This window comes from Enterobacter cloacae complex sp. R_G8 (assembly GCF_024599795.1).
In the GTDB taxonomy this organism is placed as follows: domain Bacteria; phylum Pseudomonadota; class Gammaproteobacteria; order Enterobacterales; family Enterobacteriaceae; genus Enterobacter; species Enterobacter dissolvens.
In genome coordinates this window covers 3,664,520-3,678,766 of the sequence record NZ_CP102246.1, presented here as the reverse complement: position 1 = coordinate 3,678,766, position 14,247 = coordinate 3,664,520, and the positions used below count along the sequence as shown (strand labels likewise).

General features: G+C 54.1%; 14 protein-coding genes and 5 tRNA genes. 13 read left to right on the top strand and 6 right to left on the bottom strand.

Going from position 1 to position 14,247, the window contains the following annotated elements; translation table 11 throughout:
• Positions 1-3: 3 nt before the first annotated feature.
• The 12 genes from tolR (at position 4) to pnuC (ending at position 7,203) form a co-directional block, all read left to right on the top strand.
• Entirely contained in the window at positions 4-432 is a 429-nt protein-coding gene (gene tolR / locus NQ842_RS17480) for a colicin uptake protein TolR (protein ID WP_003858589.1), read from the top strand.
• Between the two features lie 28 nt (positions 433-460).
• A complete protein-coding gene (gene tolA / locus NQ842_RS17475; RefSeq protein WP_257256131.1) occupies positions 461-1,696 on the top strand; it encodes a cell envelope integrity protein TolA in 1,236 nt (411 codons plus the stop codon).
• Positions 1,697-1,829: 133 nt separating this feature from the next.
• Complete coding sequence (tolB, locus tag NQ842_RS17470; protein ID WP_013097529.1) at positions 1,830-3,122, top strand: Tol-Pal system beta propeller repeat protein TolB; 1,293 nt, start codon at positions 1,830-1,832, stop codon at positions 3,120-3,122.
• 35 nt (positions 3,123-3,157) lie between these two features.
• Positions 3,158-3,679, top strand: coding sequence for a peptidoglycan-associated lipoprotein Pal (gene pal, locus NQ842_RS17465; RefSeq protein WP_006177214.1), 522 nt, complete (start codon positions 3,158-3,160; stop codon positions 3,677-3,679).
• 9 nt (positions 3,680-3,688) lie between these two features.
• Complete coding sequence (gene cpoB / locus NQ842_RS17460) at positions 3,689-4,483, top strand: cell division protein CpoB (protein WP_050859872.1); 795 nt, start codon at positions 3,689-3,691, stop codon at positions 4,481-4,483.
• A 161-nt stretch (positions 4,484-4,644) separates the two neighbouring features.
• Positions 4,645-4,720, top strand: a tRNA-Lys gene (locus NQ842_RS17455).
• A 27-nt stretch (positions 4,721-4,747) separates the two neighbouring features.
• Positions 4,748-4,823, top strand: a tRNA-Val gene (locus NQ842_RS17450).
• A gap of 3 nt (positions 4,824-4,826) precedes the next feature.
• Positions 4,827-4,902 (top strand) — tRNA-Lys (locus tag NQ842_RS17445).
• 41 nt (positions 4,903-4,943) lie between these two features.
• Positions 4,944-5,019: transfer RNA gene (locus NQ842_RS17440), tRNA-Lys, on the top strand.
• A 31-nt stretch (positions 5,020-5,050) separates the two neighbouring features.
• Positions 5,051-5,126: transfer RNA gene (locus NQ842_RS17435), tRNA-Lys, on the top strand.
• 291 nt (positions 5,127-5,417) lie between these two features.
• Entirely contained in the window at positions 5,418-6,461 is a 1,044-nt protein-coding gene (nadA, locus tag NQ842_RS17430; protein WP_014831119.1) for a quinolinate synthase NadA, read from the top strand.
• A 22-nt stretch (positions 6,462-6,483) separates the two neighbouring features.
• Positions 6,484-7,203 carry a nicotinamide riboside transporter PnuC gene (pnuC, locus tag NQ842_RS17425; RefSeq protein ID WP_014831120.1) on the top strand — a complete coding sequence of 240 codons (720 nt, stop codon included), beginning with the start codon at positions 6,484-6,486 and terminating at the stop codon, positions 7,201-7,203.
• Here pnuC and zitB read toward each other — a convergent pair.
• Positions 7,200-8,132, bottom strand: a complete 933-nt coding sequence (gene zitB / locus NQ842_RS17420) for a CDF family zinc transporter ZitB (RefSeq protein ID WP_257256130.1) — start codon at positions 8,130-8,132, stop codon at positions 7,200-7,202. The genes pnuC and zitB overlap by 4 nt on opposite strands.
• Positions 8,133-8,238: 106 nt before the next feature.
• A complete protein-coding gene (locus tag NQ842_RS17415; protein WP_046888714.1) occupies positions 8,239-8,616 on the bottom strand; it encodes a protein YbgS in 378 nt (125 codons plus the stop codon).
• A 304-nt stretch (positions 8,617-8,920) separates the two neighbouring features.
• Between NQ842_RS17415 and aroG the strand changes: the two genes are divergently transcribed.
• Complete coding sequence (aroG, locus tag NQ842_RS17410; protein ID WP_014831123.1) at positions 8,921-9,973, top strand: 3-deoxy-7-phosphoheptulonate synthase AroG; 1,053 nt, start codon at positions 8,921-8,923, stop codon at positions 9,971-9,973.
• A 61-nt stretch (positions 9,974-10,034) separates the two neighbouring features.
• Here the strand turns inward: aroG and gpmA are convergent, their stop codons facing one another.
• The 4 genes from gpmA to galT all read right to left on the bottom strand — a co-directional run bounded on the left by gpmA (position 10,035) and on the right by galT (position 14,243).
• A complete protein-coding gene (gpmA, locus tag NQ842_RS17405) occupies positions 10,035-10,787 on the bottom strand; it encodes a 2,3-diphosphoglycerate-dependent phosphoglycerate mutase (protein ID WP_008501111.1) in 753 nt (250 codons plus the stop codon).
• Between the two features lie 220 nt (positions 10,788-11,007).
• The gene (gene galM, locus NQ842_RS17400) at positions 11,008-12,051 is read right to left on the bottom strand and encodes a galactose-1-epimerase (RefSeq protein ID WP_257256129.1); all 1,044 of its coding nucleotides are present in this window, start codon (positions 12,049-12,051) and stop codon (positions 11,008-11,010) included.
• On the bottom strand, positions 12,045-13,193 hold the full coding sequence (gene galK, locus NQ842_RS17395) for a galactokinase (protein ID WP_014831125.1): 1,149 nt from the start codon (positions 13,191-13,193) through the stop codon (positions 12,045-12,047). The genes galM and galK overlap by 7 nt, the downstream gene beginning before the upstream one ends.
• A 3-nt stretch (positions 13,194-13,196) precedes the next feature.
• A complete protein-coding gene (gene galT / locus NQ842_RS17390; RefSeq protein WP_013097520.1) occupies positions 13,197-14,243 on the bottom strand; it encodes a galactose-1-phosphate uridylyltransferase in 1,047 nt (348 codons plus the stop codon).
• Between the last annotated feature and the right edge of the window lie 4 nt (positions 14,244-14,247).

The following is a 14,247-nucleotide window of genomic DNA, read 5'->3' as shown; positions in this document are numbered from 1 at the left end:
ACCATGGCCAGATCGCGTGGACGAGGTCGTCGCGAGCTCAAGTCCGAAATCAATATCGTTCCGCTGCTGGACGTACTGCTGGTGTTGCTGCTGATCTTTATGGCGACAGCGCCCATCATTACCCAGAGCGTGGAAGTTGATCTGCCGGATGCGACAGAATCACAGGCGGTAAGCACCAATGACGATCCTCCGGTCATCATTGAGGTTTCCGGCGTAGGGCAATACAGCGTCGTGGTAGAGAAAGATCGTATGGATCAGCTACCGCCGGAGCAGGTGATTGCTGAAGCGCAACGACGCCTGGAGTCAAATCCGAAAACGGTCTTCTTAATCGGTGGGGCGAAAGACGTGCCTTACGATGAAATTATTAAAGCGCTGAACTTGCTACATAGTGCGGGTGTTAAGTCGGTTGGCTTAATGACTCAGCCTATTTGATCATCCGCGTAGTTTTTGGGAACCGATAGTGTCAAAGGCAACCGAACAGAACGACAAGCTTAAGCGAGCGATAATCGTCTCCGCAGTGCTGCATGTGATCCTTTTTGCAGGGCTGATCTGGAGTTCGTTCGACGAGCATATTGATGCATCAGCGGGCGGTGGTGGAGGATCTTCCATTGACGCCGTCATGGTGGATCCCGGTGCGGTCGTGCAAAACTATAATCGTCAGCAACAGCAGCAGGCGAGCGCAAAACGGGCTGAAGAGCAGCGAGAAAAACAGGCGCAACAGCAAGCGGAAGAACTGCGCGAAAAGCAGGCCGCCGAGCAGGAACGTCTGAAGCAGCTTGAGAAAGAACGTTTGCAGGCGCAGGAAGCCGCGAAAGAGCAGGCACAACAGCAGAAGCAAGCCGAAGAGGCCGCGAAGAAAGCCCAGGAACAGCAAAAGCAGGCGGAAGAGGCGGCAGCGAAAGCCGCAGCGGATGCCAAAGCACAGGCTGATGCCCAGGCGAAATTAGCGGCAGAAGCGGCGAAGAAAGCCGCTGCCGACGCCCAGAAGAAAGCGGAAGCGGAAGCCGCGAAGAAAGCCGCCGCTGATGCTCAGAAGAAAGCGGAAGCGGAAGCCGCGAAGAAAGCCGCTGCTGATGCTCAGAAGAAAGCTGAAGCAGAAGCCGCGAAAAAAGCCGCTCAGGAAGCCGAGAAGAAAGCGGCTGCCGAGGCGGCGAAGAAAGCCGCTGCAGCCGAGAAAGCGGCCGCAGAAAAAGCCGCTGCTGCTGAAAAAGCGGCTGCTGAGAAGGCCGCTGCCGATAAGAAAGCGGCTGCTGAAAAAGCCGCTGCGAAAAAGGCCGCTGCTGCGGAGAAAGCCGCTGCCGCTGCGGGCGTTGACGATCTGCTGGGCGATCTCAGTTCTGGTAAGAATGCGCCGAAAACAGGCGGTGGGGCGAAAGGAAACAACGCAGCACCGACAGGAAGTGGTAACACTAAGAGTAACGGTGCGACAGGGGCTGAAATCAATGGCTATGCTGCGCAGATTAAATCCGCTATCGAAAGCCGATTCTATGATGCGTCTTCCTATACTGGTAAAACGTGTACGCTGCGTATAAAACTGGCGCCGGACGGCATGCTTCTTGATATTAAGTCTGAAGGTGGGGATCCCGCTTTATGTACTGCAGCACTGGCTGCAGCACGTCAGGCGAAGATGCCTAAACCACCGTCTCAGGCAGTCTATGAAGTCTTTAAAAATGCACCGCTGGACTTCAAACCTTAAGTTACATTTTCCCCGTGCAAACGGGGAAAAATAGACCAGGTTTAGTCACAGGGTTCGGTAGTTTTGTCTATTTGGGTTTGTTAACATTCTGCTAAATTATCGTGGGTAAGGTTACCCAGATAAGGGAGATATGATGAAGCAGGCATTACGTGTAGCATTTAGTTTCTTAATGCTGTGGGCAGCTGTACTGCACGCAGAAGTACGTATCGAGATCACCCAGGGGGTGGACTCGGCACGCCCAATCGGTGTAGTTCCATTCCAGTGGGCTGGCCCTGGCGCGGCGCCTGAAGATGCCGGCGGCATCGTGGCAGCTGACCTGCGTAACAGCGGTAAATTCAACCCGTTAGATCGTTCTCGTCTGCCTCAGCAGCCGGGTAGCGCGCAGGAAGTTCAGCCTGCTGCGTGGTCTGCACTGGGCATTGATGCCGTGGTTGTCGGTCAGGTTACCCCTAACCCGGACGGCTCTTACAACGTGGCCTGGCAGCTGGTGGATACCGGCGGTGCACCGGGTACCGTTCTGGCTCAGAACTCTTACAAGGTCACTAAACAGTACCTGCGCTATGCGGCTCACGCTGCCAGCGATGCGGTATTCGAAAAACTGACCGGTATTAAAGGCGCGTTCCGTACCCGTATCGCCTATGTGGTACAGACCAACGGCGGCCAGTTCCCGTATGAGCTCCGCGTATCTGACTACGACGGCTACAACCAGTTCCTGGTGAAACGCTCTTCTCAGCCGCTGATGTCTCCAGCCTGGTCTCCGGACGGATCTAAACTGGCCTACGTGACCTTCGAAAGCGGTCGTTCTGCGCTGGTTATCCAGACGCTGGCTAACGGTGCTGTTCGTCAGGTGGCGTCGTTCCCGCGTCACAACGGTGCACCTTCGTTCTCGCCGGACGGCTCTAAGCTGGCCTTTGCGCTGTCTAAAACCGGTAGCCTGAACCTGTACGTGATGGACATTGGTTCTGGTCAGATCCGTCAGGTGACGGATGGTCGCAGCAATAACACCGAACCATCATGGTTCCCGGATAGCCAGAACCTGGCGTTTACCTCTGACCAGGCAGGCCGTCCACAAATCTATAAAGTGAACATCAACGGCGGTGCTCCGCAGCGTATCACCTGGGAAGGCTCTCAGAACCAGAACGCAGACGTGAGCAGCGACGGCAAATTTATGGTAATGGTCAGCTCCAACGGTGGGCAGCAGCACATTGCCAAACAAGATCTGGTAGCGGGTGGCGTCCAAGTTCTGTCGTCAACGTTCCTGGATGAAACGCCAAGTCTGGCACCTAACGGCACTATGGTAATCTACAGCTCTTCTCAGGGGATGGGATCTGTGCTGAATCTGGTTTCTACAGATGGGCGTTTCAAAGCGCGTATTCCGGCAACTGATGGTCAGGTAAAATCACCTGCCTGGTCGCCGTATCTGTAAATAATAATTAATTGATTACTAAAGGAATCATAGAAATGCAACTGAACAAAGTGCTGAAGGGGCTGATGATCGCTCTGCCTGTAATGGCAATCGCAGCGTGTTCTTCTAACAAGAACGCCAGCAATGACCAGAGCGGCGAAGGCATGATGGGTGCCGGCACCGGTATGGACGCTAACGGCAATGGCAACATGTCTTCTGAAGAGCAAGCGCGTCTTCAGATGCAGCAGCTGCAGCAGAACAACATCGTTTACTTCGATCTGGATAAATACGATATCCGTTCTGACTTCGCTGCGATGCTGGATGCTCACGCTAACTTCCTGCGTAGCAACCCGTCTTACAAAGTCACCGTAGAAGGTCACGCGGACGAACGTGGTACTCCAGAGTACAACATCTCCCTGGGTGAACGTCGTGCTAACGCTGTTAAAATGTACCTGCAGGGTAAAGGCGTTTCTGCTGACCAGATCTCCATCGTTTCTTACGGTAAAGAAAAACCTGCAGTACTGGGTCATGACGAAGCGGCTTACGCCAAAAACCGTCGTGCCGTACTGGTTTACTAAGAGAATTGCATGAGCAGTAACTTCAGACATCATCTGTTGAGTCTGTCGTTACTGGTTGGAATAGCGGCCCCCTGGGCCGCTTTTGCTCAGGCACCAATCAGTAGTGTCGGCTCAGGCTCGGTAGAAGACCGGGTCACTCAACTCGAGCGTATTTCTAACGCTCACAGTCAGCTTTTAACCCAACTCCAGCAACAACTTTCCGATAACCAAAACGATATTGACTCCCTTCGTGGTCAGATTCAGGAGAGCCAGTATCAGCTTAACCAGGTTGTGGAACGTCAGAAGCAGATCTTGCTGCAGATTGATAGCCTGAGCAGCGGTGGTGCAGCAGCGCAACCAGCAGCGGGCGATCAAAGTGGGGCGACGACAGACGTGCCAGCACCCGCAGCCGATGCTTCTGCCTCGACAGGTGCGCCTGTGCAGAGCGGTGACGCGAATACGGATTACAACGCGGCTATTGCACTGGTACAGGATAAATCGCGCCAGGATGACGCTATCGTTGCGTTTCAGAACTTTGTTAAGAAGTACCCGGATTCCACTTATCAGCCAAACGCGAATTATTGGCTGGGTCAGTTGAATTACAACAAGGGTAAAAAGGACGATGCGGCGTTTTATTTCGCTTCAGTGGTGAAAAATTACCCAAAATCGCCAAAAGCGCCTGATGCGATGTTTAAGGTCGGCGTGATCATGCAGGACAAAGGTGACACTGCGAAAGCCAAAGCGGTTTATCAGCAGGTGGTCGCAAAATTCCCCGGCACGGAAGGGGCCAAACAGGCGCAAAAACGTCTGAGTTCGATGGGATGATTATCGCATGACCAGAAATCGCGTTATTTCTGGTCGTGCAGCATGATTACTAAGCAGTTAAGTGATCTTCATCGAAATTTTTGTTGCGCAGAATTCTTAAATCAGTAATATATGCCGCCGTTGCCACGGGATATCAAACAACGTGAAAGCAGCATAAAAGTGGGTCGTTAGCTCAGTTGGTAGAGCAGTTGACTTTTAATCAATTGGTCGCAGGTTCGAATCCTGCACGACCCACCACTTAAAGCAGTTCCGGCAGTACAGAGTGGGTGATTAGCTCAGTTGGTAGAGCATCTCCTTTACACGGAGGGGGTCGGCGGTTCGAGCCCGTCATCACCCACCACTCGGGTCGTTAGCTCAGTTGGTAGAGCAGTTGACTTTTAATCAATTGGTCGCAGGTTCGAATCCTGCACGACCCACCAATTTAATTGGTTCCGAGTGATAATTCAGGCAACACCCAGATGGGTCGTTAGCTCAGTTGGTAGAGCAGTTGACTTTTAATCAATTGGTCGCAGGTTCGAATCCTGCACGACCCACCAGCCTGAATAAATTTGAAGTACATCCCGCAAGGGGTCGTTAGCTCAGTTGGTAGAGCAGTTGACTTTTAATCAATTGGTCGCAGGTTCGAATCCTGCACGACCCACCAATTTTGATATCTTACTCAGATGTCAAATGTGAAGGATAACGTTGCTTTAGCAACGGCCCGAAGGGCGAGGCAACGCCGAGTAATCCTGCACGACCCACCAATGTTAAAAAGCGCCCTAAAGGCGCTTTTTTGCTATCTGCGATACAACAAATGCTCCTCACATCTATTCCCGGTGACTTTTCATTCCAGATTCGCTATCTTGTTTAGTATACAAAACACAATTGCCGCAAGTTTTGCTATGTCAGGCAAAAGAAAGGCAATATTGTTAAGCCAGTAAAACGAGAAGCCATAATGAGCGTGATGTTTGATCCTGAAGCCGCAATCTATCCCTTCCCGCCGAAGCCTGTTCCGCTGAGCATGGATGAAAAGCAGTTCTACCGTGAGAAAATCAAGCGTCTTCTCAAAGAGCGAGATGCAGTGATGGTGGCACATTACTACACCGATCCGGAAATCCAGCAGCTGGCGGAAGAGACCGGAGGCTGTATTTCTGATTCTCTGGAGATGGCGCGCTTTGGTGCAAAACATCCTGCTTCCACGCTACTGGTTGCGGGGGTGCGTTTTATGGGGGAAACGGCAAAAATCCTCAGCCCTGAAAAAACCATCCTGATGCCGACCCTAAACGCCGAGTGTTCACTCGATCTCGGCTGTCCGATTGACGAGTTCTCGGCCTTCTGTGACGCCCATCCTGACCGTACCGTGGTGGTTTACGCCAATACGTCGGCAGCAGTGAAAGCGCGCGCAGACTGGGTTGTTACATCGAGCATCGCCGTTGAACTGATTGAACATCTGGACAGTCTGGGCGAGAAGATTATCTGGGCACCTGACCGCCATCTCGGCAATTATGTCCAGAAGCAGACCGGGGCAGACGTGCTCTGCTGGCAGGGGGCCTGTATCGTTCATGACGAGTTCAAGACGCAGGCGCTGGCCCGCATGAAGGCCCTTTATCCTGACGCCGCTATCCTTGTTCACCCTGAATCTCCGCAGTCGATTGTCGACATGGCCGATGCCGTGGGCTCCACCAGCCAGCTTATTAACGCTGCCAGAACGTTGCCTCACAAGCAGCTTATCGTGGCGACCGATCGCGGAATCTTCTACAAGATGCAACAGGCCGTGCCGGAGAAAGAGCTTCTCGAAGCGCCTACCGCAGGTGAGGGGGCCACGTGCCGCAGCTGTGCGCACTGTCCGTGGATGGCGATGAACGGCCTGAAAGCGATTGCTGAAGGGTTAGAAACTGGCGGTGCGGCGCATGAAATCCATGTGGATGCCGCCCTGCGTGAAGGCGCGTTAGTTCCACTTAACCGCATGCTGGATTTTGCAGCTACACTACGTACTTAATTCACTACGTCCCGGGGAAAAGATGGATTTTTTTAGCACACAAAACATTCTGGTTCATATACCGATTGGTGCAGGTGGCTATGACCTGTCATGGATTGAGGCCGTTGGCACGCTGGCGGGATTGCTCTGTATCTGGCTCGCAAGCCTGGAGAAGATCAGCAATTACGCGTTCGGGTTAATTAACGTCACACTGTTTGCGATTATCTTCTTCCAGATCCAGCTGTACGCCAGCCTGCTTTTGCAGCTGTTCTTTTTTGCGGCCAATATCTATGGGTGGTACGCATGGTCGCGGCAGAACAGTCAGCAGGAAGCCGAGCTGCAGATCCGCTGGTTACCCTTGCCGAAAGCCATCGCCTGGTTTGTCGCCTGTGTGGTCGCCATTGGTTTAATGACAGTCTACATTAACCCGGTATTTGCTTTCCTGACCCGCATTGCTGTGGCGGTTATGTCCGGCATCGGTTTGCATGTGACGATGCCGGAGCTTCAGCCGGATGCTTTCCCGTTCTGGGATTCCTGCATGATGGTGTTGTCGATTGCGGCGATGATCCTGATGACCCGTAAATACGTTGAGAACTGGCTGCTGTGGGTCATCATCAATGTCATCAGCGTGGTGGTTTTCGCGCTGCAGGGTGTCTATGCGATGTCGCTGGAATATCTGCTCCTGACCTTCATTGCCCTGAACGGAAGCCGGATGTGGATTAACAGCGCGCGTGAGCGAGGCTCACACGCGCTGTCCAGTTAATGGTGGTGATGATGTGAATGGCCGGACTGCGCCTCATTCAGGTGGCAATCCGGCCCGTTACAGGGCTGGTACTCCATCTGGATGGTCGCGTGACCAATTTCATAGTGATGTTCAAGAAAGTGCTGGATGCGTTCGAGTAGCGCATCGTGGTCATGAGGTGGAATAACCTGCACATGTAACGTCATAACCGGTTTCTCGCCCACCAGCCAGACGTGTACATGGTGGACGTTACGCACTTCCGGAACCGAACGGTGCAGATTCCGTTTCAACTCGGCGATATCCACAGAGGCGGGGGCTCCCTCCAGCAACTCATTGACGCTCTCCTTCAATAGCCGCCAGGCGCTGCGTAAAACCAGACACGAGACCAGCACTGAAAGAATCGGGTCGACAGGTGTCCAGCCGGTATAGAGGATCACCAGTGCGGCAATAATGGCCCCCACGGAGCCCAGCAAATCCCCCAGCACGTGCAAGGCCGCCGCTCGCACGTTGAGGTTTTTTTCCTCACTGCCACGATGCAAAATCCAGAATGCCAGGATATTGGCAAGCAGTCCCGCCACGGCAATCACCATCATTGTCGTCCCGGCAACCGGCTGAGGGTGTCTGAAGCGCTGAATCGCCTCCCAGACGATAAGAATGGTAATGACCACCAGCGCAATCGCGTTAACAAACGCGGCAAGGGTCGTCAGCCTCAGCCAGCCGAACGTATGGCGTGCGTTAGGGGGGCGGCGGGCAAACTGCACGGCCAGCAAGGCGAAAAGCAGCGCCGCTGCATCCGTAAGCATATGCCCGGCGTCAGCCAGCAGTGCCAGAGAGCCGGAGACCAGACCACCGATGACCTCAATAATCATGAAGGTTGCGGTGACGCCGAAGGCCAACAGCAGGCGTTTAGCGTTGTCGTCGCCGGAAGCGTGTGAATGTGTGTGTGCCATGTTATCTTTCCTGATTCGTTATCGTTTTTAGTGTAGCGTTTTTAATAGGTTACTCAAAAAGAAAGGAGAGCCTGGGCTCTCCTTTTATCCTTAAATCACCAACCGGTTACTGGGTAGTACCATCCGTTTTGGTATTGGCATCATCGCCCACTTTGTCATTCGCGTCCGGGCAACGGCCGTCTTTACACATCGTGTTTTTGTGAACCTCATCCTTGCTCATATTGTCATGATTCATGGTGCCGGAGTCGGTACCATTAGGGTGCAGCATCGTGCCACCGGTATTGGTGTTTCCATTATTAATCTGACTATTATCGACATTGTTCGGGGCGACGTTCTGCTTGGCATCAGGGGCGACCTGGCCTGCCGCCGCAGCCGCGTTTGCATCGCCGTTACCCGATGAGCCCGTTTCGGCCGCAAGAACGCTGCCGCTTGCCAGGGTGAGGGTTGCCGTCAGGAAGAGGGTTGCCAGTTTCGTCATTTTCATCATGGTGCTCCTGTTCTTGTCGTTACGCTGGATAACATTCTCCAACAGTGCATCTTTTTCAGAGGCGAAAGATCCCGCCAGACGGACTTACGTCAGTAGGGAATCGCGTTTAAGCAAGTAAAAATGGTTGTTACAGTTAAAAAGCATAGGTTAGATCTCGTTTTTCGCTATTTTGTGGCGATTTTTAGGCGAATTCCAGGAATTATCTGCGTGAAGTGTAAAACCGTGTTTACACTTCCTGGTCGACAAGATAGATTGAAAGGATTGCTTTCATTACTAAAGATATGGCAGAGCTGGAAAGAAGATGAATTATCAGAACGACGATTTACGTATTAAAGAGATCAATGAGTTATTACCTCCTGTAGCACTCCTTGAGAAATTCCCCGCCACTGAAAATGCCGCAAACACGGTTTCTCATGCTCGTAAAGCGATCCACAAGATCCTGAAAGGTAATGACGATCGTCTTCTGGTGGTGATTGGTCCGTGCTCTATTCACGATCCTGCCGCGGCAAAAGAGTATGCCGCGAGACTGCTCCAGCTGCGCGAAGAGCTTAAAGATGAGCTGGAGATTGTGATGCGCGTGTACTTTGAAAAGCCGCGCACCACCGTTGGCTGGAAAGGACTGATTAACGATCCGCATATGGACAACAGCTTCCAGATTAACGACGGTCTGCGCATTGCGCGCAAGCTGCTGCTGGAGATCAACGACAGTGGCCTTCCAGCCGCCGGTGAGTTCCTGGATATGATTACGCCACAATATCTGGCAGATCTGATGAGCTGGGGCGCCATTGGCGCACGTACGACTGAGTCTCAGGTTCACCGTGAACTGGCGTCCGGCCTCTCTTGCCCGGTTGGGTTTAAAAACGGTACCGATGGCACCATCAAAGTCGCGATTGATGCCATCAATGCGGCAGGGGCACCACACTGCTTCCTGTCCGTGACCAAATGGGGTCACTCTGCCATTGTTAACACCAGCGGTAACGGTGACTGCCATATCATTCTGCGCGGCGGTAAAGAGCCTAACTACAGCGCAAAACATGTCGCGGAAGTGAAGGTCGGGCTGGAAAAAGCCGGGCTGCCGCCTCAGGTGATGATCGACTTCAGCCACGCCAACTCCAGCAAGCAGTTCAAAAAGCAGATGGAAGTGGGGGCAGACGTCTGCCAGCAGATTGCCGGCGGTGAGAAGGCGGTGATTGGGGTGATGATTGAAAGCCATCTGGTTGAGGGTAACCAGAACCTCGAAGGCAGCGAGCCGCTGGTCTATGGCAAGAGCGTGACGGATGCCTGCATCGGCTGGGAAGATACCGACGCCATCCTGCGTCAGCTGGCGAATGCGGTAAAAGCCCGTCGCGGTTGATTCTCCCGGCACAAATAAAAAAGCGCGGAAGGCTCCGCGCTTTTTTTATGTCCGGCGAAAATTACTTCGCTTTACCCTGGTTCGCAACAGCCGCGGCTTTCGCTGCGATCTCGTCTGCGTTACCCAGATAGTAGTGTTTGATTGGTTTGAAGTTTTCGTCGAACTCATACACCAGCGGTACGCCAGTCGGGATGTTCAGTTCGAGGATTTCGTCTTCACCCATGTTGTCCAGGTATTTCACCAGCGCGCGCAGGGAGTTACCGTGAGCGGCGATGATCACGCGCTCACCGCTTTTCAGGCGTGGCAGAATGGTTTCGTTCCAGTAAGGCACAACGCGGTCGATGGTCAGCGCCAGGCTCTCGGTGGTTGGCAGCTCAGCGTCGGTCAGTTTCGCGTAACGCGGGTCGTGGCCCGGATAGCGCTCGTCATCTTTGGTCAGCTCTGGTGGGGTTACCGCGAAGCCGCGACGCCACTGTTTAACCTGCTCGTCACCGTATTTCTCAGCGGTTTCGGCTTTGTTCAGACCCTGCAGCGCACCGTAGTGACGCTCGTTCAGTTTCCAGGATTTTTCAACCGGCAGCCAGGCCTGATCCAGTTCGTCCAGCACGTTCCACAGGGTGTGGATGGCACGTTTCAGCACAGAGGTGTAAGCAAAATCAAAGCTGAAGCCTTCTTCTTTCAGCAGTTTACCCGCTGCTTTTGCTTCGCTTACGCCTTTCTCTGACAGATCAACGTCGTACCAACCGGTGAAGCGGTTTTCGTTGTTCCACTGGCTTTCGCCGTGGCGCACCAGAACCAGCTTAGTAATAGCCATCTCTTACTCCTCAAGCATTTTTAGAATGATAACAATTCTCATTATATTGCCGTGGCCGTGCCAGCAGCAACGCTTAACCCTAACCATAGCGAAAATAGTCTCTGAGTGTAAGGTGCTTGTGAATCCAGGGTTATGATTTTGTCTGCGATTGGCGCTATTTTCAGCAAGGCGTGCAGAAAAAAGCCCTCCAGGGGAGGGCTGACGTTGTTGCGGCCGGAGGTTAAGCGTGCGGAGTAAAATGATACTCGGTGACGCTGACGTACTCTTCACCCGGGCGCAGCACACAATCCGGCTGTGGCCATTCGGGATGGTTCGGGCTGTCCGGCAGGAACTCGCTCTCCAGCGCCAGGCCTTGCCAGTCGCTGTACTCATCGTGTTCACGCGCGGTTGTCCCGCCCAGATAGTTACCAGAGTAGAATTGCAGGGCAGGAGCGGAGGTATAGACCGTCATCTGCAGTTTTTCATCCGCAGACCAGACCTGCGCGGCAGGCTGTTTCACATCGCCTTTTGCCTGCAGCAGGAACGCGTGGTCGTAACCTTTTACCTTGCGCTGATCGTCATCGCTGAGGAAATCCCGGGCGATGAATTTTGCACTGCGGAAGTCAAAGCTGGTGCCGCTCACGGACTTCAGCCCCTGATAAGGGATGCCCATTTCATCCACTGGCAGGTATTCATCCGCCAGGATCTGCAGCTTATGGTTGCGCACATCGCACTGATGACCATCGAGGTTGAAGTAGGCGTGGTTGGTCAGGTTGACCGGACACGGCTTGTCGACCGTCGCACGGTATTCAATGGCGATACGGTTGTCGTCGGTCAGCGTAAAGCGTGCGAAAGCGGTAAGATTACCCGGGAACCCCTGGTCGCCATCCAGCGAGTCGAGTGAAAACAGCACTTCGCGGTCGTTTTGCTGGACAATTTTCCAGCGGCGTTTGTCAAATCCTTCCGGTCCACCATGCAGCTGGTTCTCACCCTGGCTTGGCAGCAACGTGTAGCGAACACCGTTGAGCTCAAAACGGCTTTTCGCAATGCGGTTCGCATAGCGCCCGACGGACGCGCCAAGATAGGCGGCCTGGTTGATGTACTGCTCAGGTGACGCGCAGCCGAGAAGGGTTTCGCGTACGCTGCCGTCTGGCATCGGTACGCGGGCGGAGAGCAACGTGGCTCCCCAGTCCATCAGCGTAACCACCATCCCTGCGCCGTTGCGCAGGGTTAACAGGCGATACGGCAGACCATCCGGTGCGAGGGTTGGCGTTTCGTTTAGCACTGTCCGGCTCCTTGTGATGCTTTACAAACATAGAACGTTTCTTTAATGCCCGTTTTGGCTTCGTACTGTTTTTCCACCGCCGACTGGACGGCCGGGACGAGATCTTCCGGCACCAGAGCGACGATGCAGCCACCAAAACCACCACCCGTCATGCGTACACCGCCTTTATCGCCGATGACCGCTTTGACGATCTCCACCAGGGTGTCGATTTGCGGAACGGTGATTTCGAAGTCATCGCGCATGGAGGCGTGGGACTCTGCCATCAGTTCCCCCATACGTTTCAGGTCCCCTTTTGCCAGCGCGGAAGCGGCCTCAACGGTTCGGGCGTTTTCTGTCAGCACATGACGCACACGTTTTGCCACCACCGGATCCAGCTCGTGCGCCACTTTGTTGAATTCGTTAAGCGTCACGTCGCGCAGGGCCGGTTGCTGGAAGAAGCGTGCGCCGGTTTCGCACTGCTCGCGGCGGGTGTTGTACTCGCTGCCCACCAGCGTACGTTTAAAGTTGCTGTTGATAATCACGACCGCGGCACCCTTTGGCAGGGGAACGGCTTTGGTTCCAAGCGTTCGGCAGTCGATCAGTAACGCATGCTCTTTTTTGCCCAGCGCGGAGATAAGCTGGTCCATGATGCCGCAGTTGCAGCCCACAAACTGATTCTCCGCTTCCTGGCCGTTCAGTGCGATTTGCGCCCCGTCCAGCGGCAGATGGTACAGCTGCTGGAAGACGGTTCCCACCGCCACTTCCAGGGATGCCGACGAGCTTAAACCGGCCCCTTGTGGCACGTTGCCGCTGATGACGAGATCCGCACCGCCAAAGTTCTTATTACGCTTTTGCAGATGTTTCACCACGCCGCGCACATAGTTGGACCACTGCTGGCTGTCGTGGATAACAATCGGGGCATCGAGGGAAAACTCGTCCATCTCATTACCGTAATCCGCCGCAATCACGCGCACTTTGTGGTCATCGCGCTTTGCGCAGGCGATCACCGTCTGGTAATCAATGGCGCAGGGCAGGACAAAACCGTCGTTGTAGTCGGTATGTTCACCAATCAGGTTTACGCGGCCAGGTGCCTGGATAACGTGGGTGGCAGGGTAGCCAAATTTTTCAGCAAACAGGGATTGTGTTTTATCTTTCAGACTCATTTATTAGACTCCTGATTCGCGATAATGGACATCGCTGACGGCGCGCAGGCGTTCTGCGGCCTGTTCTGCCGTCAGGTCACGCTGGGTTTCCGCCAGCATTTCATAGCCCACCATAAATTTACGCACCGTCGCAGAACGCAGCAGCGGCGGATAGAAATGGGCATGCAACTGCCAGTGTTGATTCTCTTCGCCGTTAAACGGTGCACCGTGCCAGCCCATTGAGTACGGGAAGGAGCACTGGAACAGATTGTCGTAACGGCTGGTCAGCTTTTTCAGCGCCAGCGCAAGGTCGTCACGTTGTGCGTCACTGAGATCCGTAATGCGTTGAACGTGTGCTTTAGGCAGCAGCAGCGTTTCAAAGGGCCACGCCGCCCAGTACGGCACAACGGCCAGCCAGTGTTCCGTTTCGACCACAGTACGGCTACCGTCGGCCAGTTCACGCCGGGTGTAGTCCACCAGCATCGGGGAGCCGTTTTCCGCGTAATAGGCTTTTTGCAGCCGATCTTCGCGTTCGGCTTCGTTGGGCAGGAAACTGTTCGCCCAGATCTGCCCGTGCGGATGCGGGTTAGAGCAGCCCATCGCGGCGCCTTTATTTTCGAATACCTGCACCCACGGATAAGTCTGGCCCAGCTCCGCAGTTTGTGCCTGCCAGGTGCTCACCACCTCTTTCAGCGCATCAACACTAAGCTCCGGCAGCGTTTTGCTGTGATCGGGCGAGAAGCAGATCACGCGGCTGGTTCCCCGGGCGCTTTCACAACGCATCAGCGGATCATCGCTCTGCGGCGCGTCCGGCGTGTCGGTCATGAGCGCGGCAAAATCATTGGTGAAAACGAAGGTGCCTTTGTAGTCCGGGTTTTTATCTCCCGTTACGCGGGTGTTGCCCGGACACAGGAAGCAGTCCGGGTCGTGCTGTGGTAGCGTCTGTTTTGCAGGCGTCTCTTGCGCCCCCTGCCAGGGGCGCTTGGCGCGATGCGGAGACACCAAAATCCATTGCCCGCTAAGCGGGTTAAAACGACGATGCGGATGATCGACGGGATTGAATGAAGTCATGACG

Bases quoted from the DNA above. Each gene is read 5' to 3' on its own strand.
- aroG (WP_014831123.1), top strand. From the start codon at position 8,921: ATGAATTATCAGAACGACGATTTACGTATTAAAGAGATCAATGAGTTA.
- tolR (WP_003858589.1), top strand. From the start codon at position 4: ATGGCCAGATCGCGTGGACGAGGTCGTCGCGAGCTCAAGTCCGAAATC.
- zitB (WP_257256130.1), bottom strand. From the start codon at position 8,132: ATGGCACACACACATTCACACGCTTCCGGCGACGACAACGCTAAACGC.
- NQ842_RS17415 (WP_046888714.1), bottom strand. From the start codon at position 8,616: ATGAAAATGACGAAACTGGCAACCCTCTTCCTGACGGCAACCCTCACC.
- gpmA (WP_008501111.1), bottom strand. From the start codon at position 10,787: ATGGCTATTACTAAGCTGGTTCTGGTGCGCCACGGCGAAAGCCAGTGG.
- pal (WP_006177214.1), top strand. From the start codon at position 3,158: ATGCAACTGAACAAAGTGCTGAAGGGGCTGATGATCGCTCTGCCTGTA.
- pnuC (WP_014831120.1), top strand. From the start codon at position 6,484: ATGGATTTTTTTAGCACACAAAACATTCTGGTTCATATACCGATTGGT.
- cpoB (WP_050859872.1), top strand. From the start codon at position 3,689: ATGAGCAGTAACTTCAGACATCATCTGTTGAGTCTGTCGTTACTGGTT.
- galT (WP_013097520.1), bottom strand. From the start codon at position 14,243: ATGACTTCATTCAATCCCGTCGATCATCCGCATCGTCGTTTTAACCCG.
- nadA (WP_014831119.1), top strand. From the start codon at position 5,418: ATGAGCGTGATGTTTGATCCTGAAGCCGCAATCTATCCCTTCCCGCCG.
- tolB (WP_013097529.1), top strand. From the start codon at position 1,830: ATGAAGCAGGCATTACGTGTAGCATTTAGTTTCTTAATGCTGTGGGCA.
- galK (WP_014831125.1), bottom strand. From the start codon at position 13,193: ATGAGTCTGAAAGATAAAACACAATCCCTGTTTGCTGAAAAATTTGGC.